The organism is Xanthomonas sp. CFBP 8151 (assembly GCF_011761885.1).
Lineage (GTDB): Bacteria > Pseudomonadota > Gammaproteobacteria > Xanthomonadales > Xanthomonadaceae > Xanthomonas > Xanthomonas arboricola_B.
Window position 1 is genome coordinate 46,821 of record NZ_JAASQZ010000002.1, and the last position, 22,558, is coordinate 69,378.

17 protein-coding genes and 1 riboswitch are annotated in these 22,558 nt (G+C 66.2%); of the genes, 13 read left to right on the forward strand and 4 right to left on the reverse strand.

Annotated features, from left to right (window positions below):
• The first annotated feature begins 25 nt into the window (after positions 1-25).
• The 6 genes from FHT08_RS08010 to FHT08_RS08035 all read left to right on the forward strand — a co-directional run bounded on the left by FHT08_RS08010 (position 26) and on the right by FHT08_RS08035 (position 4,153).
• Positions 26-622 carry a GNAT family N-acetyltransferase gene (locus FHT08_RS08010; RefSeq protein ID WP_047125782.1) on the forward strand — a complete coding sequence of 199 codons (597 nt, stop codon included), beginning with the start codon at positions 26-28 and terminating at the stop codon, positions 620-622.
• 3 nt (positions 623-625) lie between these two features.
• Positions 626-1,372, forward strand: a complete 747-nt coding sequence (minC, locus tag FHT08_RS08015; protein WP_104538266.1) for a septum site-determining protein MinC — start codon at positions 626-628, stop codon at positions 1,370-1,372.
• A 35-nt stretch (positions 1,373-1,407) separates the two neighbouring features.
• Entirely contained in the window at positions 1,408-2,217 is an 810-nt protein-coding gene (gene minD / locus FHT08_RS08020; protein WP_104538267.1) for a septum site-determining protein MinD, read from the forward strand.
• Between the two features lie 2 nt (positions 2,218-2,219).
• On the forward strand, positions 2,220-2,477 hold the full coding sequence (gene minE / locus FHT08_RS08025; protein WP_005994583.1) for a cell division topological specificity factor MinE: 258 nt from the start codon (positions 2,220-2,222) through the stop codon (positions 2,475-2,477).
• A 59-nt stretch (positions 2,478-2,536) separates the two neighbouring features.
• The gene (locus FHT08_RS08030; protein ID WP_166774815.1) at positions 2,537-3,034 is read left to right on the forward strand and encodes a hypothetical protein; all 498 of its coding nucleotides are present in this window, start codon (positions 2,537-2,539) and stop codon (positions 3,032-3,034) included.
• Positions 3,035-3,337: 303 nt separating this feature from the next.
• A complete protein-coding gene (locus tag FHT08_RS08035; RefSeq protein ID WP_104538269.1) occupies positions 3,338-4,153 on the forward strand; it encodes a sugar phosphate isomerase/epimerase family protein in 816 nt (271 codons plus the stop codon).
• On the opposite strand, the gene FHT08_RS08040 is transcribed toward FHT08_RS08035, so the two are convergent.
• Positions 4,150-5,433: a HAMP domain-containing sensor histidine kinase gene (locus tag FHT08_RS08040; RefSeq protein WP_104538270.1), complete on the reverse strand. Its 1,284-nt coding sequence runs from the start codon at positions 5,431-5,433 to the stop codon at positions 4,150-4,152. The genes FHT08_RS08035 and FHT08_RS08040 overlap by 4 nt on opposite strands.
• Positions 5,426-6,142: a response regulator transcription factor gene (locus FHT08_RS08045; RefSeq protein WP_104538271.1), complete on the reverse strand. Its 717-nt coding sequence runs from the start codon at positions 6,140-6,142 to the stop codon at positions 5,426-5,428. The genes FHT08_RS08040 and FHT08_RS08045 overlap by 8 nt, the downstream gene beginning before the upstream one ends.
• A gap of 134 nt (positions 6,143-6,276) precedes the next feature.
• Here FHT08_RS08045 and FHT08_RS08050 point away from each other — a divergent pair, with 134 nt between their 5' ends.
• From FHT08_RS08050 to FHT08_RS08070, 5 genes are all read left to right on the forward strand, one after another.
• Positions 6,277-8,022 carry a glycosyltransferase family 39 protein gene (locus FHT08_RS08050; RefSeq protein WP_166774816.1) on the forward strand — a complete coding sequence of 582 codons (1,746 nt, stop codon included), beginning with the start codon at positions 6,277-6,279 and terminating at the stop codon, positions 8,020-8,022.
• A gap of 100 nt (positions 8,023-8,122) precedes the next feature.
• Positions 8,123-8,887 (forward strand): phosphatase PAP2 family protein, encoded by a 765-nt coding sequence (locus FHT08_RS08055; RefSeq protein WP_166774817.1) that lies wholly within the window; start codon positions 8,123-8,125, stop codon positions 8,885-8,887.
• Positions 8,884-10,539, forward strand: a complete 1,656-nt coding sequence (locus FHT08_RS08060; RefSeq protein ID WP_166774818.1) for a phosphoethanolamine--lipid A transferase — start codon at positions 8,884-8,886, stop codon at positions 10,537-10,539. The genes FHT08_RS08055 and FHT08_RS08060 overlap by 4 nt, the downstream gene beginning before the upstream one ends.
• Positions 10,540-11,704: 1,165 nt before the next feature.
• Positions 11,705-13,723 (forward strand): M2 family metallopeptidase, encoded by a 2,019-nt coding sequence (locus tag FHT08_RS08065; protein ID WP_166774819.1) that lies wholly within the window; start codon positions 11,705-11,707, stop codon positions 13,721-13,723.
• A gap of 130 nt (positions 13,724-13,853) precedes the next feature.
• A complete protein-coding gene (locus FHT08_RS08070; RefSeq protein WP_243848991.1) occupies positions 13,854-15,272 on the forward strand; it encodes a hypothetical protein in 1,419 nt (472 codons plus the stop codon).
• Between the two features lie 119 nt (positions 15,273-15,391).
• Here FHT08_RS08070 and FHT08_RS08075 read toward each other — a convergent pair whose 3' ends face one another.
• Complete coding sequence (locus FHT08_RS08075; RefSeq protein ID WP_016901679.1) at positions 15,392-15,793, reverse strand: hypothetical protein; 402 nt, start codon at positions 15,791-15,793, stop codon at positions 15,392-15,394.
• Positions 15,794-15,809: 16 nt separating this feature from the next.
• Positions 15,810-17,063: a multidrug effflux MFS transporter gene (locus FHT08_RS08080; RefSeq protein ID WP_104538278.1), complete on the reverse strand. Its 1,254-nt coding sequence runs from the start codon at positions 17,061-17,063 to the stop codon at positions 15,810-15,812.
• A gap of 255 nt (positions 17,064-17,318) precedes the next feature.
• Positions 17,319-17,434, forward strand: a riboswitch (glycine riboswitch).
• A 98-nt stretch (positions 17,435-17,532) separates the two neighbouring features.
• Here FHT08_RS08080 and gcvP point away from each other — a divergent pair.
• Both gcvP and FHT08_RS08090 read left to right on the forward strand, forming a co-directional pair.
• Positions 17,533-20,466 (forward strand): aminomethyl-transferring glycine dehydrogenase, encoded by a 2,934-nt coding sequence (gene gcvP, locus FHT08_RS08085; RefSeq protein WP_104604612.1) that lies wholly within the window; start codon positions 17,533-17,535, stop codon positions 20,464-20,466.
• 508 nt (positions 20,467-20,974) lie between these two features.
• The gene (locus FHT08_RS08090; RefSeq protein ID WP_343204138.1) at positions 20,975-22,543 is read left to right on the forward strand and encodes a carboxylesterase family protein; all 1,569 of its coding nucleotides are present in this window, start codon (positions 20,975-20,977) and stop codon (positions 22,541-22,543) included.
• Positions 22,544-22,558 lie beyond the last annotated feature (15 nt).

Sequence of the window (22,558 nt, forward strand, 5' to 3'; positions counted from 1 at the left end):
TCGAGAGCGTTACCACGGAGTCCTAATGTCGATCGTTATCCGCGACGTGCGCGAGCACGAGCTCGATTCCGTCCTGGCCCTGAACAACAATGCCGGACTGGCAATCCTGCCGCTGGATTCAACCAAGCTGCAACGTTTCTACGAGCAGGCCGAATATTTCCGCGTCGCCGAGCGCGACGGCAACCTGGCCGGGTTTCTGGTCGGGTTCGGCAGCGGCAATGCGCATGACAGCAGCAATTTCGCCTGGTTCCGGGACCGTCACCCGGAATTCTTCTACATCGACCGCATCGTGGTCGCCAGCCGACGTCGCGGCGGCGGCGTCGGGCGTGCGTTCTATGCCGATGTGCAGAGCTACACCGAGTTGCGCTACCCGCAACTGGCCTGCGAAGTGTTCCTGGACCATGGCGCCGATGCGGCGTTGCTGTTCCATGGCAGCTTCGGCTTCCGCGAGGTCGGCCAGAACACCATGGCCGACGTCGAGGTGCGCGCCAGCATGCTGATGAAAGACATGTGCAGCTATCCGTGGGTCCAGGAGACCTATGGCGGTAAGTTGCCCGAGCAGTTGCCGTGGGTCGGCCGGCCACGTCATGCCGCCGCCGACAACCCGTCGACGGGGAGTTGAGGCGTGGCGAGCGTGAATGTGGATTTTGAACAGGCCGGCGAACTGAAGATCGGCCAGGTGGGCATTGCCAATCTGCGCGTGCGCACGCTGGACGTGCCGCGCCTTGTGCGGGAGATGCGCGAACGCGTGACCCGCGCGCCGAAGTTGTTCGGACGCGCGGCGGTGATCCTGGATTTCGGCGGGCTGTCGCAGTTGCCGGACCTGGTCACGGCCAAGGCGCTGCTGGACGGTCTGCGCGATGCCGGCGTGTTGCCGGTGGCGCTGGCCTACGGCACCAGCGAGATCGACCTGCTCTCGCAGCAGCTCGGGGTGCCGCTGCTGGCCAAGTTCCGTGCGCAATACGAGCCGACCGCGGTGAGCCCGCCGCCGCCCCCGCCGCCGCCGGCGCGTGCCGAACCCGCAGCGCCGGCCGCGCGGCCGGCTCCTGGGCGCATGCAACGCAACGCGGTGCGCTCGGGCCAGCAGCTGTATGCGGAGAACTGCGACCTGACCGTACTCAGTACGGTGGGTGCCGGGGCAGAGGTCATCGCCGACGGCAGCATCCATATCTACGGTACCCTGCGTGGCCGCGCGTTGGCCGGCGCCCAGGGCAACCCTGACGCGCGCATCTTCTGCCGCGACTTCCACGCCGAACTGGTTGCCATTGCTGGCCACTACAAGGTGCTGGACGATGTTCCCATGGACCTGCGTGGCAAGGCCGTCCAGGTCTGGCTGGAGCAGGATCAGATCAAGATCGCTGCGCTGGACTGACGCAGCCCAACCACAGAAATATTCGGAGAAATCCTTTGGCTGAAATCATCGTAGTCACCTCCGGCAAGGGCGGCGTTGGCAAGACCACCACCAGCGCGAGCCTGGCCTGCGGGCTGGCACGGCGCGGCAAGAAGGTCGCCGTCATCGACTTCGACGTCGGTCTGCGCAACCTGGATCTGATCATGGGGTGCGAGCGGCGCGTGGTGTACGACTTCGTCAACGTCGTGCATGGCGAGGCCACGCTCAAGCAGTCGCTGATCAAGGACAAGCGCTTCGACAACCTGTACGTGCTGGCTGCCTCGCAGACCCGCGACAAGGACGCGCTGACCCAGGAAGGCGTGGAGAAGGTGCTCAAGGATCTGGCCGCCGACGGTTTTGAATACATCGTCTGCGACTCGCCCGCCGGCATCGAAAAAGGCGCATTCCTGGCGATGTATTTCGCCGACCGCGCGGTGGTGGTGGTCAATCCGGAAGTCTCGTCGGTCCGCGACTCGGACCGCATCATCGGCCTGCTCGATTCCAAGACCCGCAAGGCCGAGCAAGGCCAGACCGTGCCGGCCTTCCTGCTGCTGACCCGCTACAGCCCGGGCCGCGTGGAAGGCGGCGAGATGCTCAGCATCACCGACGTGGAAGAAGTGCTGGGGCTGAAGGCCATCGGCGTGATTCCCGAATCCGGCGATGTGCTCAACGCCTCCAACAAGGGCGAGCCGGTGATCCTGGATGTCGAGTCCCCGGCCGGACAGGCCTACGACGACGCGGTCGCCCGCATCATGGGCGAAGAGCGCCCGATGCGATTCATATCCGTGGAGAAGAAAGGCTTCTTCAGCAAGCTGTTCGGAGGGTAAGCATGGGCCTGCTCGATTTTCTCAAGAGCAAGAAGAACACCGCCGAGACGGCCAAGAACCGCCTGCAGATCATCATTGCGCAGGAGCGCAACCACCGCGGCGGGCCGGATTACCTGCCGCTGCTGCAGCGCGAATTGCTGGAAGTGATCAAGAAGTACGTCAACATCGACGCCGATGCGGTGCGGGTTGATCTGGTCAAGGATGGCGAGCATGACGTGCTCGATATCTCGGTCGCCTTGCCCGAAGACGGCGACAAGTAGGCATCCCCTGCGGCACCGTGTCTGCACGGTGCCGCCTTGACCGAACCGACCGCGAGCCCTTGCGTGTGACCATCGATTCTTGCCCCAGCGCCGAGCCAGCCAGCGTGTTGTGCGTGGGCGATATCGGCCTGGATGCCCCCACCGCCCTGCTCGCACGTTATGGGCTGCGCCTGCATCGGGTGGCGGCCGGGGCGCCGATCCCCGGCAGTTTCTGGGGCGAACCGGAAGCCGGCATCATCGGCTGCGATGTCTATGTGCGTGACGACACGCCGGTGCATTCGCTGCTGCACGAGGCCGGGCACCTGATCGTCCTGCCGGCCGACAAACGCGCAGCCGTGCATACCGACGCCACCGACTCGGCGGATGAGGAAGACGCCACCTGTTACCTGCAGATCCTGCTGGCCGAGCAGTTGCCGGGCGTGGGCAGCGCGCGCCTGATGACCGACATGGACACCTGGGGCTACACCTACCGGCTGGGATCCACGCGCGCCTGGTTCGAGCAGGACGCGGAAAACGCCCGTAGCTGGCTGCTGGCGCGCAACCTGTTGCCGCAGTGACGCCGGACCGCCTGGCCGTGGCGTGCCTGCGGGCCAGCTGCCAGCATGCAGCCCCGGGATCGCGCCCGTGGCCAGTGCACCGCAGTGGCACTGCATTGCGTGGCACAAGCAGGGCGCAGACGACGGGGTCGTCAGCGTCCGCACGGACCATGCCGAGTGCTCGCGCGCGAAACATGCCGGCTGCCGTCTCCGTGCAGGTCGCCCATCGCCAGACGCGGCGTTTCGTCGCACTGCAGGTCACGCCGCGCGGCATCACTGCGACGCAGACATCTCCTCAACGCCACGCCGCGTAGGCTGCAGCGCATGCACAGCCTGTTTCTCAACACGGTGCTGCTGGGCGGCACCGCAGCCGATAAGTTGTCGGCCGCGCAGGCGGCCGGCTTCGATGCGGTCGAATTGTGGGAACAGGACCTGCAGCAGTTGGCGCGATCGCCCGCGCAGGTGCGCGGCACCCTGCGCGAGCTCGGGCTGGGACTGACCGACTACCAGGTGCTGCGCGATGTGGACGGTGCCGCTGACGCGCAACGCGACCGTTGCCGCGCGCACGCGCTGCAGATGCTGGAAACCGCCGCCGCACTGGGTGCGGGCGTGGTGCAGGCACCGGCCAACACGCGTGCCGACGTCGTGCCCGCACGGATCGTCGAGGATCTGCGCTGGCTGGGCCGTGCCGCGGCCGAGCACGGCCTGCGCATCGCCTACGAACCGATGGCGTGGAGCACGGTCAATCACACCCTGCCTGCCGCGTGGGCAAGCGTGCGTGCCAGCGGCGCGGACAACATCGATCTGGTGGTGGATGCCTACCACCTGTTCGCGCCAGGCCGTGGGCTGGACGACCTGGACGCCATCCCGGCCACGCGCATCGCCAATGTGCAGTTATGCGATGTGGCGCAGCCGGTGGCGCCAGGTGCGCTGGCCGCGGTGGCGCGGCATGCGCGCCTGCTGCCGGGCGAAGGCTGCTTTCCGCTGTCGGCCCTGTTGCGGCGCCTGGCCGGCATGGACTACACAGGGCCGATCGGCATCGAGGTCTTCAACGATGCCCGCAAGGCGGCCGCTGCTCCGGCTACCGCGGCGGCGGCGATGGCCGCACTGCGCAGCTGCCTTGAGCGTGCCGGCGATTAGCTGCACTGCGCGCCGCTGAGATCCAGCGTCACCACCGTGCCCTGCCCCGCGCTGGAATCCAGGTGCAGATACCAGCCCAGGTGCTCGCAGAGCCGTCCGATCAGCTCCAACCCGATGCCGTTGCCCTGGCGTGCGTTGTCACGCGCCAGGCGCGCGTAAATCGCGCTGATTTCCTCCGGCGTCATGCCGTGACCCGGGTCGGCGATGCGCACCACGCCGGGGGCGCTGAGCGAGACGCGGATGATGCCGCGATCGCTGTTCTCGATCGCGTTGCGCAGCAGATTGCCGATGGCGGTCTGCACGATCGCCACCGGCGCGGTGAGGCTGCATGGCGGGAGCGGATCGGTGAACACCTGCAGATCCTTGTCGGCGAGCAGATGCGCGTGATCGGCGACGATCTCCGGCAGCAACTGATCCAGGCGCAGCGTATCGCTGCTGCGCGTCAGCCGGCCCGGGTCCTTGGCCAGCACCAGCAACAAGGTGATCAACTGCTCCACCGCGGCGCTGGTCTGCGCGATGCGCTGCAGCTGGTGGCGCACGGCCGGCGCTGTGCCGGGTTGTTCCAGCGCCAGTTCGGCGGCGTTGCCGATCACCGCCAGCGGGGTACGCAACTCGTGGCTGGCACTGTCGATGAAGGCGCGTTCGCGTTCGACGAACTGGCCGTTGCGATCGAGATAGTCGTTCAGCGCGTCGGCAATCACGTACAGCTCGGCGCTGCCCTGCGGGCCCACGGCAATGCGTTGTGCACGCCGCTCGGGACGCAACGCGCCGATATCGCGTGCCAGCTCCACCAACGGGCGCACCAGCCGCGCCATCGCATAGGTTCCCATCAACAGGGTGATGCCGATCAGCGCGACACCTGCGGCCAGCATCCAGCGGGTAATGAACTGCTCCAGCGCTTCGAAGTCGGTGATATCCAGCACCAGCGCCAGGCGCCCGGCATGCGGCGTGTCACGCACCATCACCGCACTCTGGCGGCCGCCGATTTCCAGCTCGTCGTGCAGGCCGGGATGCAGGGTGCGCAAGACCGGCGGCACTGCCGCACTGCCGTCGAGGCGATACAGCCGCAAGGTGTCCGAGTCCTGCCAGCGGTAATCCGGATTCTGCGCACTGCGATCCAGGATGCTGTCCAGTTCCGAATTCAACAACGAGCGCCATACGCCGTGTTCTGCGCGCTCGTGCAGATACTGCGCGGTGCCGAACACTGCCAGCACCATCAGCAGCGTGTAACCGAACAGCCATACGAGCACGCGGCGGCCCAACGAGCGCTGCCTAACCATCGCTGCACTCGCCGGCGGCCGGATCGCCGGCGCCTTCCAGCGGCGCCAGGCGATAGCCCAGCCGCGGCAGGGTGTGGATCAGTTTGTGCACGAAGGGACCATCCACGCTGCGACGCAACTCGTAGATATGCGAGCGCAGCATGTCGCCGTCGGGCGGATCGTCGCCCCACAGCGATTGCTCCAGCCGCTGTCGGGTGACGGCCGCGGGGCTGGCCTGCATCAGCACTTCCAGCAACTTGCGGCAGGCCGGATACAGGTGCAGCACCTGGCCGGCGCGGGTGGCTTCCAGCGTGGACAGGTCCAGACGTAGATCGGCCACCTGTAGCAACTTGCCGCGTCGACGCCCATGCGCACGCGCCAGCAGGGCCTCGATGCGGACTTCCAGTTCCGGGAGTGCGAACGGCTTGGTCAGATAGTCGTCGGCGCCGGCACGAAAACCGGCGATCTTGTCGGGCAATTCGTCGCGGGCGGTGAGCATGATCACCGGCAGCTCGGACTGGTGCTGCTCGCGCAGGCGGCGCAGTACTTCCGGGCCGTCCATGCGCGGCATCATCCAGTCCAGCACCAGCACGTCGTACTGCTGGGTGGTGGCCAGATGCAGGCCGGTGATGCCATCGGGCGCTGCGTCCAGGGTGTGTCCGCGCGCCTCGAAATAGTCGAACAGGTTGGCAACCATATTGCGGTTGTCTTCGATGACCAGCAGCCGCATGAGCGCGTTTCCAGGGCGGCCCGGCAGGGACGATGTGCGCATCCTAACCGAGCCTGGCCGAACACAGCCGCTCTCGGTGGTTCCGACAAAATTCCGACCTGCGTGCCGGATAGTGTGCCGCCACCGATCCGGGCGTGCGCATGTCGCCTTCCATCTCCGCCGCTACTTCCCGCCAGCGTGCGCTGCTTGTTGCCGTGCTGCTGATCGTCGTCAGCCTGCTGGCCGGCATCGGCCTGCGTCAGCCCAACCCGCCGGACGAGCCGCGCTTTGTGCTGGCCGCACGCGCCATGATCGGGACCGGTCAGTGGCTATTGCCGCACCGGGGTAGCGAGCTGTACGCCGAAAAGCCGCCGGTGTTCATGTGGTTGCAGGCCGCCAGCTACGAGCTGGTGCCGCACTGGCCGGTCGCGTTCCTGCTGCCTTCGCTGCTGGCTGCGCTGGCCACGTTGTGGCTGACCTGGGACATCGCGCGGCGGTTATGGAACCGACGCGTGGCGCGTTATGCGTTACTGGCGTTGTTTGCGGTGCTGCAGTTCGGCCTGATGGCCAAGCGTGCGCAGATCGACATGGTGCTGGTGGCGCTGACCACGCTGTCGTTGTGGGGGATGCTGCGGCATCTGCTGCGCGGGCCGGACTGGCGCGCATGGACGCTGGGATTGTTCGCAGCCGGCGTCGGCACGGTGACCAAGGGCGTGGGCTTCTTGCCATTGCTGCTGTTGCTGCCGTGGATGGCGCTGCCGCGCAGGCACCGGAGTGTGCTGCCGGCGCGCGCCCAGGCCGGGCGCAGCTGGTTGCTGGTGCTGCCGGCATTTCTGGCCGGGACTGCAGTGTGGCTTGGTCCGCTCGGCATCGCGTTATGGCAGGGCAACGACCCGACGCTGCATGCCTACGCGCACGAATTGTTGTTCAAGCAGACCGGCACCCGCTACGCGCACGCCTGGCATCACCTCAAGCCGGCCTGGTACTACCTGCAGGTGATCGCCACGCTGTGGTTGCCCGGCTGCCTGGTGTTGCCCGGCTGCCTGGTGTTGCCCTGGTTGCTGCCGGCCTGGTGGCGGCGGCTGCGACGTGGCGATCCGCGCTATCTGTTGCTGCTTGCCTGGAGCATGCTGGTGCTGGTGTTCTTCAGCGCCAGCCCGGGCAAGCGCGAGGTCTACATCTTTCCGATGCTGCCGGCCCTGTGCGTGGCCGCCGCACCGCTTCTGGCCGGACTGCTGCGCAAGCGTGGTGTCCGCGTATTGCTGACCGGCTACCTGCTGCTGCTTGCGCTGGCCGCTCTTGCGTTGGGCAGCGGTATCGCACTGCATCTGCATTGGGCGCAAAACACCGCTTTGAAGCGCGGAATGGAGCTGGCCTCGCTGCAGTCGGTGGGTATCTGGTTGATCGGCCTGGGCGTGGCCGGCCTGGCGGCAGCTGCATGGTCGCGTGGCAAGCGCACCGGCACCGCGGTGGTGGTGGTGACCGCCGCACTATGGAGCGTGTACGGCCTGGGCTTGATGCCGGCATTGGACCCTTACAGTTCTGCCGCTCGCCTGATGCAGCGCGTGGGACAGCGTATCGGCCCGGAGGCCGAGCTCGGCATGCTGGCCTGGCGCGAGCAGAACATGCTGCAGGCGGACAGGGCGGTGACCGACTTCGGTTTCAAGGCGAGTTGGCAGCAGCAATGGACCAAGGCAGGTCCATGGCTTGCGCACGCACCCGAGCGCCGTTGGCTGTTCGTGCTCAAGCAGGCGGTACCGGCGTGCATCGATCCGGCGCAACGGATCGATATCGGCGAGTCCAACCGCAATCAATGGCAGTTGCTGCCGGGCACGGCATGGCATGCCGGCTGCGTCGCCACCGCGTCCGACGCCGACACAGGCGTTGACGAGACAGACTGAACGCCGGATAGCGCGTTAACGGACGAGCAACTCCGGTCCGACCGCTTTCCGACATGCCACTTTCGAAGATGCCGGGCATAGACCACCGGCCGATGCTTCGATGACCACACTTCCCGTATACGCACCTGCCCTGGCGCGCACAGGTACCATTGCGCAAACCCGCTTTCTGGTTCGGCATCTTTGGCTGCCGCTGGCCGGTGTGATGGTGCTCAGCGCGCTGTTGATGGGCGCCGGCGGCGACCAGTGGGTTGCCGATGCGTTGTATCGGCTGGAAGGTGGACACTGGCAGCTCAAGGACCAATGGTTCACCAGCGACGTGGTTCACCGCGTCGGCAAATGGTTGAGTACCGCTGCTGCTGTCAGCGTGCTGACGCTGGCGCTTGTGACCTGGTGCCGGCCGCGCTTGCGTGTGCTGCGCTGGCCTTTGACGTATCTGGTTGCATCGGTCGCGCTGTCGACCTCGCTGGTGTCCTTGCTCAAGTCCTGGACGGCGATGGATTGCCCGTGGGATCTGAGTCGTTACGGCGGCAGCCGGCCGATGATCGGGCTCTTCGAATCGTGCCATGGCATTGCCGCGTCCGGTTGTTTTCCTGCAGGCCACGCCAGCGCCGGTTATGCGTGGGTGGCACTGTATTTCTGTGCGTTGGCACTGCGTCCTGCGTGGCGTGGCCCGGCTTTGTGGGTGGGCATCGCGGCAGGGCTGTTATTCGGCATCGCGCAGCAACTACGCGGCGCGCATTTTCTGTCGCACGACCTGTGGTCGCTGGCGGTGTGTTGGGGAACCGCACTTGCGCTGTACTGCGTAATGCTGGCTCGACCGCATCGCGCCAATGATGTGGTGTTGCGATCGGGGGATGCAGCATGAGCACCTATCTACCGCAATCGCGTGGGCTCAAGCGCCTGCGCGCACTGAGCTGGACAGCGCGACCGACAGTCTCGACCGAGACCTTGGTGCTGTTGGCGAGTCTGTTCTTCGCACTGGTCTGCAATCAGCTGTTCTGGCACACGGCCATGGCCACGCACCCGGGCAGTCTCGGGTTTGCCATCTCATTGATGGCGTTGCTGGTAGCCGTGCATGCCTTGCTGCTGGGCCTGCTGGTATGGCGCTGGAACGCCAAGCCGCTGCTGACGCTGCTGCTGTTCACCACAGCGCTGGCTGCGCACTACATGGACAGCTACAACGTCTATCTGGACGCAGACATGCTGCGCAACGTGCTGCATACCGACCACAAGGAATCGCGCGAACTGCTCACACCCGGCTTGATCCTGCCGCTGCTGTGCTACTTCCTGATTCCGGCCGCCTTGTTGTGGCGCACGCACCTGCACGCACGCAGCATCGGCAGATCACTGGCAATCCGCTCAGGCTTTCTGCTGATGGTGTCAGTGGCCGGCGCGGCCGGCGCGATGCTGTCCTCGCAGGACGTCTCCGCGCTGATGCGCAATCACCGCGAAGTGCGTTACCTGGCCACGCCGATCAACTACATCGTGGCGCTGCGGCAGAACCTCAAATCCGATTCGCCGATCAAGCATGCGCCCAAACAACCGGTTGAACACGACGCCATGGCCACGCCACGTGCACCGGGAAGCCGCCCGCGCCTGCTGCTGGTGGTGCTGGGCGAAACCGCACGTGCGCAGAACTGGGGCCTCAACGGCTATGCGCGCCAGACCACGCCCGAGCTGGCGCAGGCCGGGGTGATCAATTTTCCCGACATGCATTCGTGCGGCACCAGCACCGAGGTCTCGGTACCGTGCATGTTCTCGCCGTTCGGCCGTCGCGATTACAACGAAGACATGATCCGCGGCCACCAGTCGCTGCTGCATGTGCTCGAACACGCCGGCATTTCCACGCTGTGGCGCGACAACCAATCCGGCTGCAAGGGCGTCTGCGATGGATTGGAAATCGATAAGCTGGACGATGCGACCACGCCAGGGCTGTGCGCCGATGGCCGTTGCATGGACGAGATCCTGCTCAGCGACCTGGCTGCGCAAGTGCGCGCAAAGCCCGGCGACCGCGTGGTGGTGCTGCATCAACTTGGCAGCCACGGGCCGAGTTACTTTGAGCGCTACCCGGCACAATTCGAACGTTTCAAGCCCGTGTGCAAGACCGCCGATCTGGGCAGTTGCAGCCGCCAGAGCATCGTCAACGCCTACGACAATTCCATCACCTATACCGATCACTTCCTCAACCAGGCGATCCACACACTGCGCGGGCTGCAGGACTACGACACCGCGATGATCTACCTCTCCGATCACGGCGAATCGCTCGGCGAAAAAGGGCTCTACCTGCATGGCGTACCGTATGCGATCGCGCCCAAGGAGCAGACCCACGTACCGATGGTGATGTGGTTCTCGCCGGAATTCGCCCGCGACCGCGGCCTGGACGAAACCTGCCTGCGCCACCGTGCCGGCCAGTACACCGATCAGGACGCGCTGTTTCCGTCGGTGCTCGGGCTGATGCAGGTCAAGACCAGCGCCTATGCACGCGAGCGCGATCTGTTTGCGCAATGCACGGGATAAATGCGGCTGAATTTTCAAGCATGGCTTATCAGAGGCGCGTGCCCTAGCCGCTCGCGCCACACGCCGTGAATCCGTCCGTGGAGGCTCCTTGGCGGCATCCATGCCGCCAAGAGTCCCGCAATCGGCAAGGGCACCGCACTGGCAAGTTGGTCGGTGGCCACGTGAAAAGCTACTTGTCGCTCGCCATGCATCGGAAGTCTGGCCTGTGCATCAGCATCCAGCAACGCGCATCAAACACTGCGCTTAGATGTGTACACCAACCATCCCGACTGGTCCTTGCCCGCCCACCGTCGCGGGACCTTACGCGGCATGGATGCCGCGTAAGAGCCTACAAGGATGTACTTGCGGCGTGTCCTGCGATGGTGGGCGGACAAGGACCCCGCAGCCAAGCGGCAGATCAGCCGCTCTGTAGCCGATCTATCCGCGCTGTCCAGACCTTTGGAGCACGACGCCCAAAGCAATCGGGACTTCAAACCGTGGCCGCCTTTAATCGCAATCAGATGCTTAAATCAAAAGCTCGGCTCGTCGAGTGCGCGGTGCCCTCACCGCTTGCGGGACACGCCGTGAATCCGTCCATGGAGGCTCCTTGGCGGCATCCATGCCGCCAAGGGTCCCGCAACCGGCAAGGACACCGCACCAGGAAGTTGGTCGGCTGCTTTCTTGAAGACTTGCTGTGCGGCTTGCGATGGACAGATTTTCGGACGCACGACGCTCCGAACAACGCGCATCAGGCACTGCTCTTACCGTGCACACCGACTATCTCGACGGGTCCTTGCCTGCCCACCGTCGCGGGACCTTACGCGGCATGGATGCCGCGTAAGAGCCTACAGGGACGTACTTGCGGCGTGTCCTGCGATGGTGGGCGGGCAAGGGCCCTGCAACCAAGCGGCAGATCATCCGCTCTGCAACTGATCCGCCTGCACCGTTCCATCAACCCAATGCAACCGGTCCCCCAGTCTTGAAGCAGCTGGCAGTACATCGCGAGCAAACAGGTAACGGCCGTGCCCGCCCGCGGTGGGCATGCAATGTGGCGCTTGCTCTGACGAGCACACATGGCGAGCACAGATGGATTTGCAGCCCACCCAAGTCGCGTGCACCGTGACAGCGCTTGCGGTGGAACCCGACGCGCTCTAGCCTGCGTCGGACTTCACCGCAAGGACCATCTGTGAATCCTCGTTTGTTGTGGCTGGCACTGGCCGTGGCCACCGGCACCCTGTCACTGTCGGCCTGCCGTCAGGACGCGGCAGCACCCGCCAAGCCTACTGCCACCAAAACTGCGCCGGAGGAAAGCGCCGACCAATTCGTCGCACGCATCAGCGCCGAGTACAAGGCCGCGTATCCGGAACTCACCGCCGCGCAGTGGTTGTCTTCGACCTATATCAACGGCGATTCGCAGCTGCTGGCCGCCAAAGCCAACGAGCGCTCGCTGACACAACTGGACCGCTGGATCGCACAATCCAAGCAGTATGCAGGCACCCCGATGTCGGCCGACAGCGCGCGTGCATTGCAACTGCTGAAATTGATGAGCGCCCTGCCCGCCCCACGCGACCCGGCCAAGCTGGCAGAGCTCACCCGGATCGCCGCCAAGATGGAAGGCGATTATGGTGCGGCCAGTTATTGCGTGGGCGATGGCGAACAACGCCGCTGCCGCCAGCTTGGCGAGCTGGAACACGTGCTGGCCAGTAGCCGTGATTACGCCGAACAATTCGATGCCTGGCAGGGCTGGCATGGCACCGCAATCCCGATGCGCAAGGACTACCAGCGGTTTGTCGAGCTCGCCAACGAGGGCGCGCGCGGGTTGGGCTTTGCCGATGTCGGCGTGCTGTGGCGCAGTGGTTACGACATGCCGCCAGCGCAACTGGCCAGCGAAACCGACCGTCTCTGGGAGCAGGTCAAGCCGCTGTACGCACAACTGCAGTGCTATGCGCGCGGCAAGCTCGATACGCAATACGGCAAGGACAGGGGCGAGCTCGCCGGCGGCATGTTGCCCGCGCATCTGATGGGCAATATGTGGCAGCAGGACTGGAGCAATCTGTGGGACCTGCTGCAGCCCTACCCGGGTGCGGGCGATCTGGACATCACCGCGGCGCTGGAAAAACAATACCAGGGCAACCTGAGTGCGGTGCTGGCACGCAACACCGGCACAGACGGCGGCAGCGGCACACGCTTCCAGGCCGAGCGCGAAGCGCAGCTGCGTACCGCAAAACAGATGACCGAGCGTGCGCAGGATTTCTACACCTCGCTCGGCATGCCCAAGCTTCCCGACACCTATTGGCAGCGTTCGCAGTTCATCAAACCGCTGGACCGCGACGTGGTCTGCCACGCCAGCGCGTGGGACATGAACATGGGCGGCGAAGCGACGCAGAACATCGGTGCGGACGTGCGCACCAAGATGTGCATCAAGCCGACCGAAGAGGATTTCACCACCATCTATCACGAGCTTGGGCACATCTATTACGACCTGGCCTACAACCCGCTGCCGCCCCTGTTTCAGAACGGTGCCAACGATGGCTTCCACGAAGCGATCGGCGACACCATCGTGCTGGCGATGACGCCCAAGTATCTGCAGTCGATCGGCATGGTGGGCGAACGACAAACCAGCCGCGAGGCGCTGATCAATTCGCAGATGCGCATGGCGCTGAGCAAGGTCGCCTTCCTTCCGTTCGGCCTGATGATCGACCGCTGGCGCTGGGGCGTGTTCGACGGGTCGATCCCCCCCGAGCATTACAACCAGGCCTGGTGGGAACTGAAGGCCAGGTACCAGGGCGTGGCACCGGCGAGCCCACGTGGCGAAGAGTTCTTCGATGCCGGCGCCAAGTACCATGTGCCCGGCAATACACCGTACACCCGGTATTTTCTTGCGCACATCCTGCAGTTCCAGTTCTACAAGGGCCTGTGCGAAGCCGCCGGCCATCAGGGCCCCTTGTACGAGTGCAGTTTCTACGGCAACAAGGACGCCGGGCAGAAGTTCTGGTCGATGCTGCAACGTGGTTCCAGCCAACCCTGGCAGACCACGCTGAAGGAACTCACCGGCAACGACCGCCTGGATGCCGGCCCGATGCTGGACTACTTCGCACCGATGAGCGAGTGGCTGAAGCAACAGAACCAGGGGAAATTGTGCGGCTGGCAGGCAAGCGCACCCGCGGCCACCAGCACTACGCCTGTGCCTGCCGCAACGCACTGACGCACGCGCTTCTCGCGGCATGCGGCGGCCGTCACCCTGGCCGCCGCATAACGTTGATTTGATAAACGCATAAAACGCCGGCGATATACTGCGCGCCCGCTGCACCGGCGCAGCATGCAGGACGCATCCAATGAACAACGCCTCCACCGGCCCGGACCCGCGCGACGTAGACCGCGACAAGCAGTTCATCGACGACGCAAACGACCGCGCATTCGACCCGATCTACAGCAGCAAGCGCAGCGACTACGCGCTGGAAGTGGGTGGCAGCAACATCGAGCTCAGCCCCGAAGATCAGACGGTCAAGTATTCCCATACCAGCCAGCACAGCAGCGGCAGTCCGACGCAGCCGCTGGGCGAGAACAGCCTGCGCAGCAGCCGCTCGCTCGGCCTGGGCAAGCTCAGCGACGCCGAGGCGAAGACCACCACCTTCAACCTCGAGGCCGATGCCAACACCGGCCAGCAGCAACGCCTGCAGACCAGGCTCGGCGACAGCAAGCTGAGCATCGAGGCCAGCACCAGTGCCGGGCAGCGCATGCGGTACGCACTGACGCTGCCCGGTGCCGACCAGCCTGCAGAGGCAGCCACCCGCGTCAATCCGCTGCAGCCGGAAAGCCTGCCGATCGGCGCGCGCGCAGTGATGGACGCCCAGACCTACACCCAGCGCGACGCCTCGGCGAGTCTGCAACACCTCACCATGCAAAGCGAAATTACCGAAGCGAGCGGCCGCAGCTACCTGATCGAGCGGGTGGACGAGCGCCACGTGCGTGTGGTGACCGGGCCCAACGCAGCCATCGAGGCGGTGAACGCCGTTGGCCTGAAGGCGGGACCGGCGCAGGCCCTGCTCGGGCGCGCCGACGCCCTGGGCCAGTCGCGTGTGGAGAGCGCGCAGTTCGACCTGGCCGATCCGCGTGCGCGCGCAGCCATGGGCGCGTTCATGCGCGAGGGCAAGATGGCACCGGGCGTGCCCGGCGTCGATGAACTGCAGACGCTGGAGCGGGTCGACTTCAGCTCGCAGCAGCGTCTGCAGCTGGAATTGGGCCCGCTCAGCGCCGATGTGGCCGGCAACCGCAACCAGGGCAGCCAGGTGCGCATCAGCACACCGGGCCAGGACGGCTACACCTTGGTGCAGCAGCTGCAATACGGCGGCAACGTGCCGCTGACGATCGTGCGCCAGTACGACGGCAACGACACCGAGCGCGTGCAGGAACGCAGCTACCGCTTCGAGATCGATGGCGATGTCGCCGCGCCGGGGCTGCTGCAACGCCTGGGCGGGCGCAACGAGGCCAGCGAGGAAAAGGCGATTGCACAGAATCTCAACAGCGCACTGAGCGGCGACATGGCGGGCACCGGTGCGATTGCGCCAGGGCAGAAGACCACGCTGGCCTTCAGCGAGGCGCAGATGCGGGCGCTGCAGCAGCAGACCCAGGCCGGGGTGGAAGCCGGCAGGATCGGCGGCAGCGCGCTGACGGCGCTGGTCGGCGACCGCAACGCCGCCGCGCAGGAACAGGCGCAGCAGCAGGACGTCCAGCGACAGGCGCCGGCACGCTGATTCAGCGCGCCGGCTGATCCGCAGCCAAGCGCTGGCGCAGGTCGGCACCGAACACTGCCCGCCGATGCGGAATGGGCCGTGTTCGGAGCCGGCCTCGCCGACACCGCTGCGTTATGACCTCAGTTGGTGCGCGCGGGCACCAGCTTCTGCGCGAACTCGATCCGGAACGCCTCGAAATCCCTGCCGTCGGCGGCCGCCTCGGCATGCGCCGCGTCCTTGAGTGCGTCCGAATAGGTCAGCCGTACCGGCGTGCCCTGGCGTTCGTGCAGCTCGGCCGCGCGCATGATCAGGGCCAGCACCTGGGCGGCACTGGTGCTCTCGCCGGCGATGCGGCCGTCCATGCCCAGCACCCATTCGCCGTCGCGGCGGACGATGCCGGCCAGCAGCGTGCGCTGCTGGTCGCGCAGTTCGGCATGCGGCTCGATCGGCGAGACCGGCGCGGGATTGGCGGCGGCCTGGTTGCGCTGGCGCTCGGCGGCGCGCTTGCGGGCATCGCGGCGCAGCTTGGAATCGGTGGACATGCAGGCTCCTGTGAGGTCAGAGATGGTCGGCCGGCTCCAGAGGCACTGCCTCTTCGGCCTGGCGGCGGCGCAGACGGCGGCCGCTGCGGCGTTCCCAACGCCAGAATAGCCAGCCCAGCAGGAAAAAACCGGTCATGCCGATCGCCAGATGGCGCGGGTGTTCACTCAGCAGCGGCGACAGCACCCCGGCCACCAGCGTATTGGTCATCAGCTGAGTGAAGGCCTGCAGCGAGGAGGCCAGGCCGCGCTGATGCGGATACATGTCCAGTACGGCCAGCGCCAGGATCGGGAAGATCAGCGCCATGCCCACGCCGGCCAGGAAGATCGGCAGCACCGCCCAGGGCAGGGCGATCTGCGCCGCCGTCATGGTGTAGCCCAGGTTCGCCAGCGCCGCCACGCCGCAGCAGATGAAGCCGATGCGGATCTGCCGCACCGGCTCCATGCTGCCGGCCATGCGCCCGGACAGGAACGAGCCCAGCGTCATGCCGCCGATGGTGGGAATGAACAGCCAGGCGAAGTCGCCCTCGCCCAGGTGCAGGTGGCGCATGATCAGCACCGGCGCCGAGGCGATGTACAGGAAGATGCCGGCGAAGTTGAACGCACCGGCCGCGGCCAGCCGCTGGAAACGCGGGTTGAAGCCGATCCGCACGTAGTCGTGCATCAGGCGGCGCAGCTGCAGCGGCGTGCGCGCCTCCGGCGGATGGGTCTCCGGCAGCCAGGTCAGCGTAGCGATCAGCAACACCAGCCCGAATGCCACCAGAAACCAGAAGATCAGCGGCCAGCCGGCACCGCTGAGCAGGATCCAGCCGCCGATGATCGGCGCGATCGCCGGGGCGATGCCGAAGATCATCGACACCTGGCTCATCAGCCGTTGCGCGTCCGCGCCGTGGAACAGGTCGCGGATCACCGCCCGCCCGACGATCATGCCCACCCCGGCCGACAGGCCCTGCAATGCGCGGAACGCCAGCAGGGTGGACAGATCCTGCGACAGCGCGCAGCCCACCGAGCCGACGATGAACAGCACCAGCCCGCCCAGGATCACCCGCTTGCGGCCCCAGGCATCGGACAACGGACCGTGCGCGATGCTCATCAGCCCGTAGGCGAGCAGATAGACGCTGATGGTCTGCTGGATCGCCACCTCGTCCACCGCCAGGCTGCGGCTGAGCCGCGAGAACGCCGGGAAGATGGTGTCGATGGAAAACGGGCCGAACATCGCCAACCCGGCGAGCAGCAGCGCCATGCGACGGGTGGAAGGCGTGGTGGGGGGCATGCAGGGTTCCGAAACGTGGTGCATCGGGGTGACGCACGCCGACGCTGGCCTGAGGGCAGCGTCGGGATGAGCACAAGGGCGTCGATGATAGGCGCTCGCCGTTGCAAGGTTAAGCAACCCCGGTGACTGCGCCCGCCTGCCACCGCTCCTGGGGCCCCCCGCAGGCTATAATCGGCCGGCAACATGGTGGGAGAAGCGGCACTGCCGCTGCCGAAGGCGCAACAGCCCGTAATCGCTCAGGCCCGATACCATCCGCAGTACAACTCTGGAGAGACCGGCCGATGCCGGCGCCGAAGGGGCACGGAACGCAGGCAGGCCCCAGCGCCATGCCGCGTTCTTAAACTCTCAGGCAAAAGGACAGAGGGGCGCGAGGAAGACTGTCGCTGCGACAGGAGGTGATGCGCTGCGCGCGTCACGCCGGTCCGGTGGCGGTCGACCATTCGTCTGCCCTCTGCCCCGGATGCCCGCCATGTCCCAGACCACGTCCTGCTTGCGCGACCTTGAACATCACAGCGCGTTCGTCGAACGCCATATCGGCCCCAATGACGCAGAAATCGCACAGATGCTGGAGGTGGTCGGCCACGCCTCGCTGGATGCGATGACCGATGCGATCGTGCCCGGCAACATCAAGTCGCCAGCGGCGCTGGCGCTGCCGGAGGCGATCACCGAAGAAGAGGCGCTGGCCAAGATCCGCGCCATCGCCAGCAGGAACCAGGTGCAGCGCAGCTTTATCGGCCAGGGCTATTACGGGACCCATACGCCGAAGGTGATCCTGCGCAATATCCTGGAAAACCCGGCCTGGTACACCGCCTACACCCCCTACCAGGCGGAAATTTCGCAGGGCCGGATGGAAGCGCTGATCAACTTCCAGACCCTGTGCGCCGACCTCACCGGCATGCAGATCGCCAATGCCTCGCTGCTGGATGAGGCCACTGCCGCGGCCGAAGCGATGACGCTGGCCAAGCGCTCGGCCAAGTCGAAGTCGGACACCTTCTTCGTGCACGACGCGGTGCACCCGCAGACGCTGGAACTGCTGCGCACCCGCGCCGAGCCGCTGGGCATCGTGCTGCGCGTCGGCACGCCGGAAGAAGCCTTGCAGGCCGAGTGCTTCGGCGTGCTGCTGCAGTATCCGGACAGCTTCGGGCACATCGGCGATCACGCCGCGCTGGCCGATGCCGTGCACGCGCGCGGCGGCCTGGTCGCGGTGGCCACCGACCTGCTGGCACTGACCCTGATCGCCGCGCCCGGCGAATGGGGCGCCGATATCGTGGTCGGCAACTCGCAGCGCTTTGGCGTGCCGTTCGGCTTCGGTGGCCCGCATGCGGCCTTCATGGCCTGCCGCGATGCCTACAAGCGCTCGATGCCGGGCCGGTTGATCGGCGTGTCGATCGATGCCGCCGGCAACCCGGCGTACCGCCTCACCTTGCAGACGCGCGAACAACACATCCGCCGCGAGAAGGCCACCTCCAACATCTGCACCGCGCAGGTGCTACTGGCGGTGATGGCCTCGATGTACGCGGTCTACCACGGCCCCGAGGGCCTGACCCGCATCGCACGCCGCACGCATCGCCTTGCTGCGATCCTGGCCGCCGCCCTGCGCGGTGCCGGCGTCACTGTGGGGGAGCATTTCTTCGACACCCTGCATGTCAAGGCGATCGATGCCGACGCCATCCACGCCAAGGCCCGCGCGGCCGGCATCAACCTGCGCGCGATCGACAGCGAAGCGGTCGGCATCAGCCTGGATGAAACCAGCACGCGTGCCGATGTGGTCGCACTGGCCGCGCTGTTCGGTGCGCAGGCAGACGTGGACGCGCTCGATGCGGCCACTGCCGACGCGTTGCCGCACGGCCTGCTGCGCAGCAGCGCGTTCCTGACCCACCCGGTATTCAACACCCACCACAGCGAGCACGAACTGCTGCGCTACATGCGCTCGCTGGCCGACAAGGACCTGGCGATGGATCGCACCATGATCCCGCTGGGCAGCTGCACGATGAAGCTCAACGCCACCGCCGAAATGATCCCGGTGACCTGGCCCGAGTTCGGCGCGATCCACCCGCTGGCCCCGGCCGAGCAGTCGGCCGGTTACGCGCAGCTGATCGAGGAACTGGAAGCGATGCTGGTCGAATGCACCGGCTACGATGCGGTGAGCCTGCAGCCCAACTCCGGCGCGCAGGGCGAGTACGCCGGCCTGCTGGCGATCCGCGCCTATCACCGCGCGCGTGGTGAAGCGCATCGCGACATCTGCCTGATTCCCGAATCCGCCCACGGCACCAACCCGGCCTCGGCGCAGATGTGCGGCATGACCGTGGTCGTGACCAAATGCGATGCCAACGGCAATGTCGATGTCGACGACATCCGCGCCAAGGCGGAAAAGTACTCCGAGCGTCTGGCCGCGTTGATGATCACCTACCCGTCCACCCACGGCGTGTTCGAAGAGGATGTGGTGGCGATCTGCGAAGCCGTGCACGCGCATGGCGGCCAGGTCTACACCGACGGCGCCAACATGAATGCCCTGGTCGGCGTGGCCAAGCCCGGCAAGTGGGGCTCGGACGTGTCGCACTTGAACCTGCACAAGACCTTCTGCATTCCGCATGGCGGCGGCGGCCCGGGTGTGGGCCCGTGTGCGGTGAAGTCGCATCTGGCGCCATACCTGCCTCGTGCCGGCATCCATGCCGGCGAAGGTCAAACTGCCACCATCCATGACGGCGGACTCAACTCCGAAAGCGGGAGTGGACACTCCTCGCGCATCGGCGGCATGGTCAGCGCGGCGGCCTACGGCTCGGCCTCGATCCTGCCGATCAGCTGGATGTACGTGACCATGATGGGCAGTGGCGGTCTGCGCAAGGCGACCCAGGTGGCGTTGCTCAATGCCAACTACATCGCCAAGCGCCTCAGCTCTCATTACAAGACGCTGTACACCGGCCGTAACGGCTTGGTGGCGCACGAGTGCATCCTCGACGTCCGTCCGCTGGAAAAGGCCAGCGGCATCGGCGCCGAAGACATCGCCAAGCGCCTGATCGACTTCGGCTTCCACGCGCCGACGCTGAGCTTCCCGGTCGCCGGCACCTTGATGGTGGAGCCGACCGAAAGCGAATCGCAGCACGAACTGGACCGCTTCATCGACGCGATGATCCAGATCCGCGAAGAAATCCGCGCCATCGAAGACGGCCGCCTGGACCGCGACGACAACCCGCTCAAGCACGCCCCGCATACCGCCACCCAGGTGTCGGCCAGCGAGTGGACCCATGCCTACCCGCGCGAACTGGCCGCCTTCCCGCTGCCGGGCCTCAAGCAGCAGAAGTACTGGCCGCCGGTGGCGCGCGTGGACAACGTCTACGGCGACAAGAACGTGATGTGCGCCTGCATCCCGGTAGACGCGTACAAGGACGACGTGGAGGCGTAAGCGCCACCACCAGGTAAAAAAGCGAAACCCAGCCGGTCACACGGCTGGGTTTTTTGTTGCCGTGCCGGGAGGGGCCGGCGCTTCTGCCAACATAGGTTTTGCGTTTGTCACAGCCGGGGCGATGGGCGGCGCTTCATGGGCAGCGGTGAAAAATTGCCCTCCGGCGCGTGCTGCGCTCATCGCAGCATCGCACTCGACCAGGCGATAGCGATGCCATCTGCGCCTCGCCGGTGGATGCATCGACAGTTCCGGCAGGACAACTGCGCCGGAAGCTGCACATGCGCCGCAGGCAGCGATACCCGCTCACTCCCCAGCGATGCGTGTACCCGGCCATCGCATGCGGGTGCCTGCCAACCACACGTTTTCCTGCCCTACACGTGCGAAAGAGATGATGACCGACGTCCTCACGCACATGGCAGACCTGCGCATGCTTCAACTGAAACACATCGGCATCCTCCTGCTGGCGGCTTGCACGCTGACCGCCTGCGCGCCACGCCGCCCTGGCTAGGTGCCGGCACTGGTGCATGCGGCCGATGCGCAGGCCGAGGTGGTGCAGACCGATGCCGGTGCAATCCGCGGTGTTGCCGGCGCGCAGGGGCGGGTGTTTTTGGGCGTGCCGTTCGCCGCGCCGCCGGTGGGCGCTTTGCGCTTTCGCGCGCCGCAGGCGGCGCCAGCCTGGACGGGAGTCCGCGCTGCCACCCAGGCCGGGCCGGCGTGCCTGCCGCGTTATCGCTTCGGGCAGAAGCAGGTCTCCGAGGATTGCCTCACCCTCAACGTCTATGCGCCGCCCGGCCCCGCGCCGGCGCATCCGCGCGCAGTGATGGTGTGGATTTACGGTGGCGCGCTGGAGCTGGGCAGCAATGTCGACTACGACCTGAGTGCGTTGGCGGCGCGGCAGAACGTCATCGTGGTGGCGCCCAATTATCGGCTGGGGGTGTTCGGTTTCTTTGCGCATCCGGCGCTGCGCGGCGAAGGCGAAGGCGCGTATGCCTTGCAGGATCAGCAGGCTGCGTTGCCTTGGGTCGGGCGCAATATCGCCGCCTTCGGTGGCGATGCGCACAACGTCACCGTGTTCGGCGAATCGGCCGGTGCCTGGAGCATCTGCTATCAACTCGCCTCCCCGGGCGCGGCCGGTCTGTTCCAACGCGCAATCCTGCAAAGCGGCAGTTGCCTGGCCAGCGATTCCAGCCTGCCGCGCGCCGAGGCCGAGCGCGGCGGTGCGCGCATGGCGCAGACGCTTGGCTGCGAGCGCGCAAGCGATGTTGCCGCATGCCTGCGCGCACTGCCTGCCGAAACCGTGGCCGATGCCAAACCGCAGCGACGTGGTTTGACCGGCAGCGACGCGTGGGCGCCGATGTCCGGCGGCGAGGTCTTGCCGTTGCCGCCCGCCGAGGCGATTGGCAACCTGCAACATACGCAGGTACCGGTGCTGATCGGCACCAACCGCAACGAAGGGCGGCTGTTTGCGCAGTTGCTGTCCTACATCGGCAAGCTCAACCTGCGCAGCGGCTATGAGGCGCGCCTCAAGCGCATGCATGCCGACCCCGCAGCGATCCTGGCGCGCTACGCGGACGTTGCCGCGCAATCGCGCTGGGATGCATTCGCCGACATCGTCACCGATGGCGGATTCGCCTGCCCGACACGTCGGCTGGGCCAGGCCTTGCGCACCCACGCGCCGGTGTATGCGTACGAATTCGACGACCCGCAGGCGCCATACGGCCTGTTGCGCCTGCCGCTCTCGCATCCGTTGGGCGCGTATCACGCATCCGAGCTGGTGTATCTGTTTCAGCGCCCGTGGGTGCTCAGTGGCAAGCCGACGTTCACTCCGGCGCAGCAGGCCTTCGCCGACACGCTGCAGGATTACTGGGGCGCATTTGCGCGCACCGGCGACCCCAATGGGGCTGGCCGTCCGCAATGGCCGCGCTTCGATGGCGACGCTCCGTTGACGCTGTCGCCCGGCAGGATCGGCGCAACGCCCGACTTCGCGCAGCGGCATCGCTGCGCGTTCTGGGATGCACAGGCAACGCTAACGCTGCCGCACGCGGCAGCAACGCCGGCACAGTCACCCTCGCATTGATCGCATCGTCCAGGA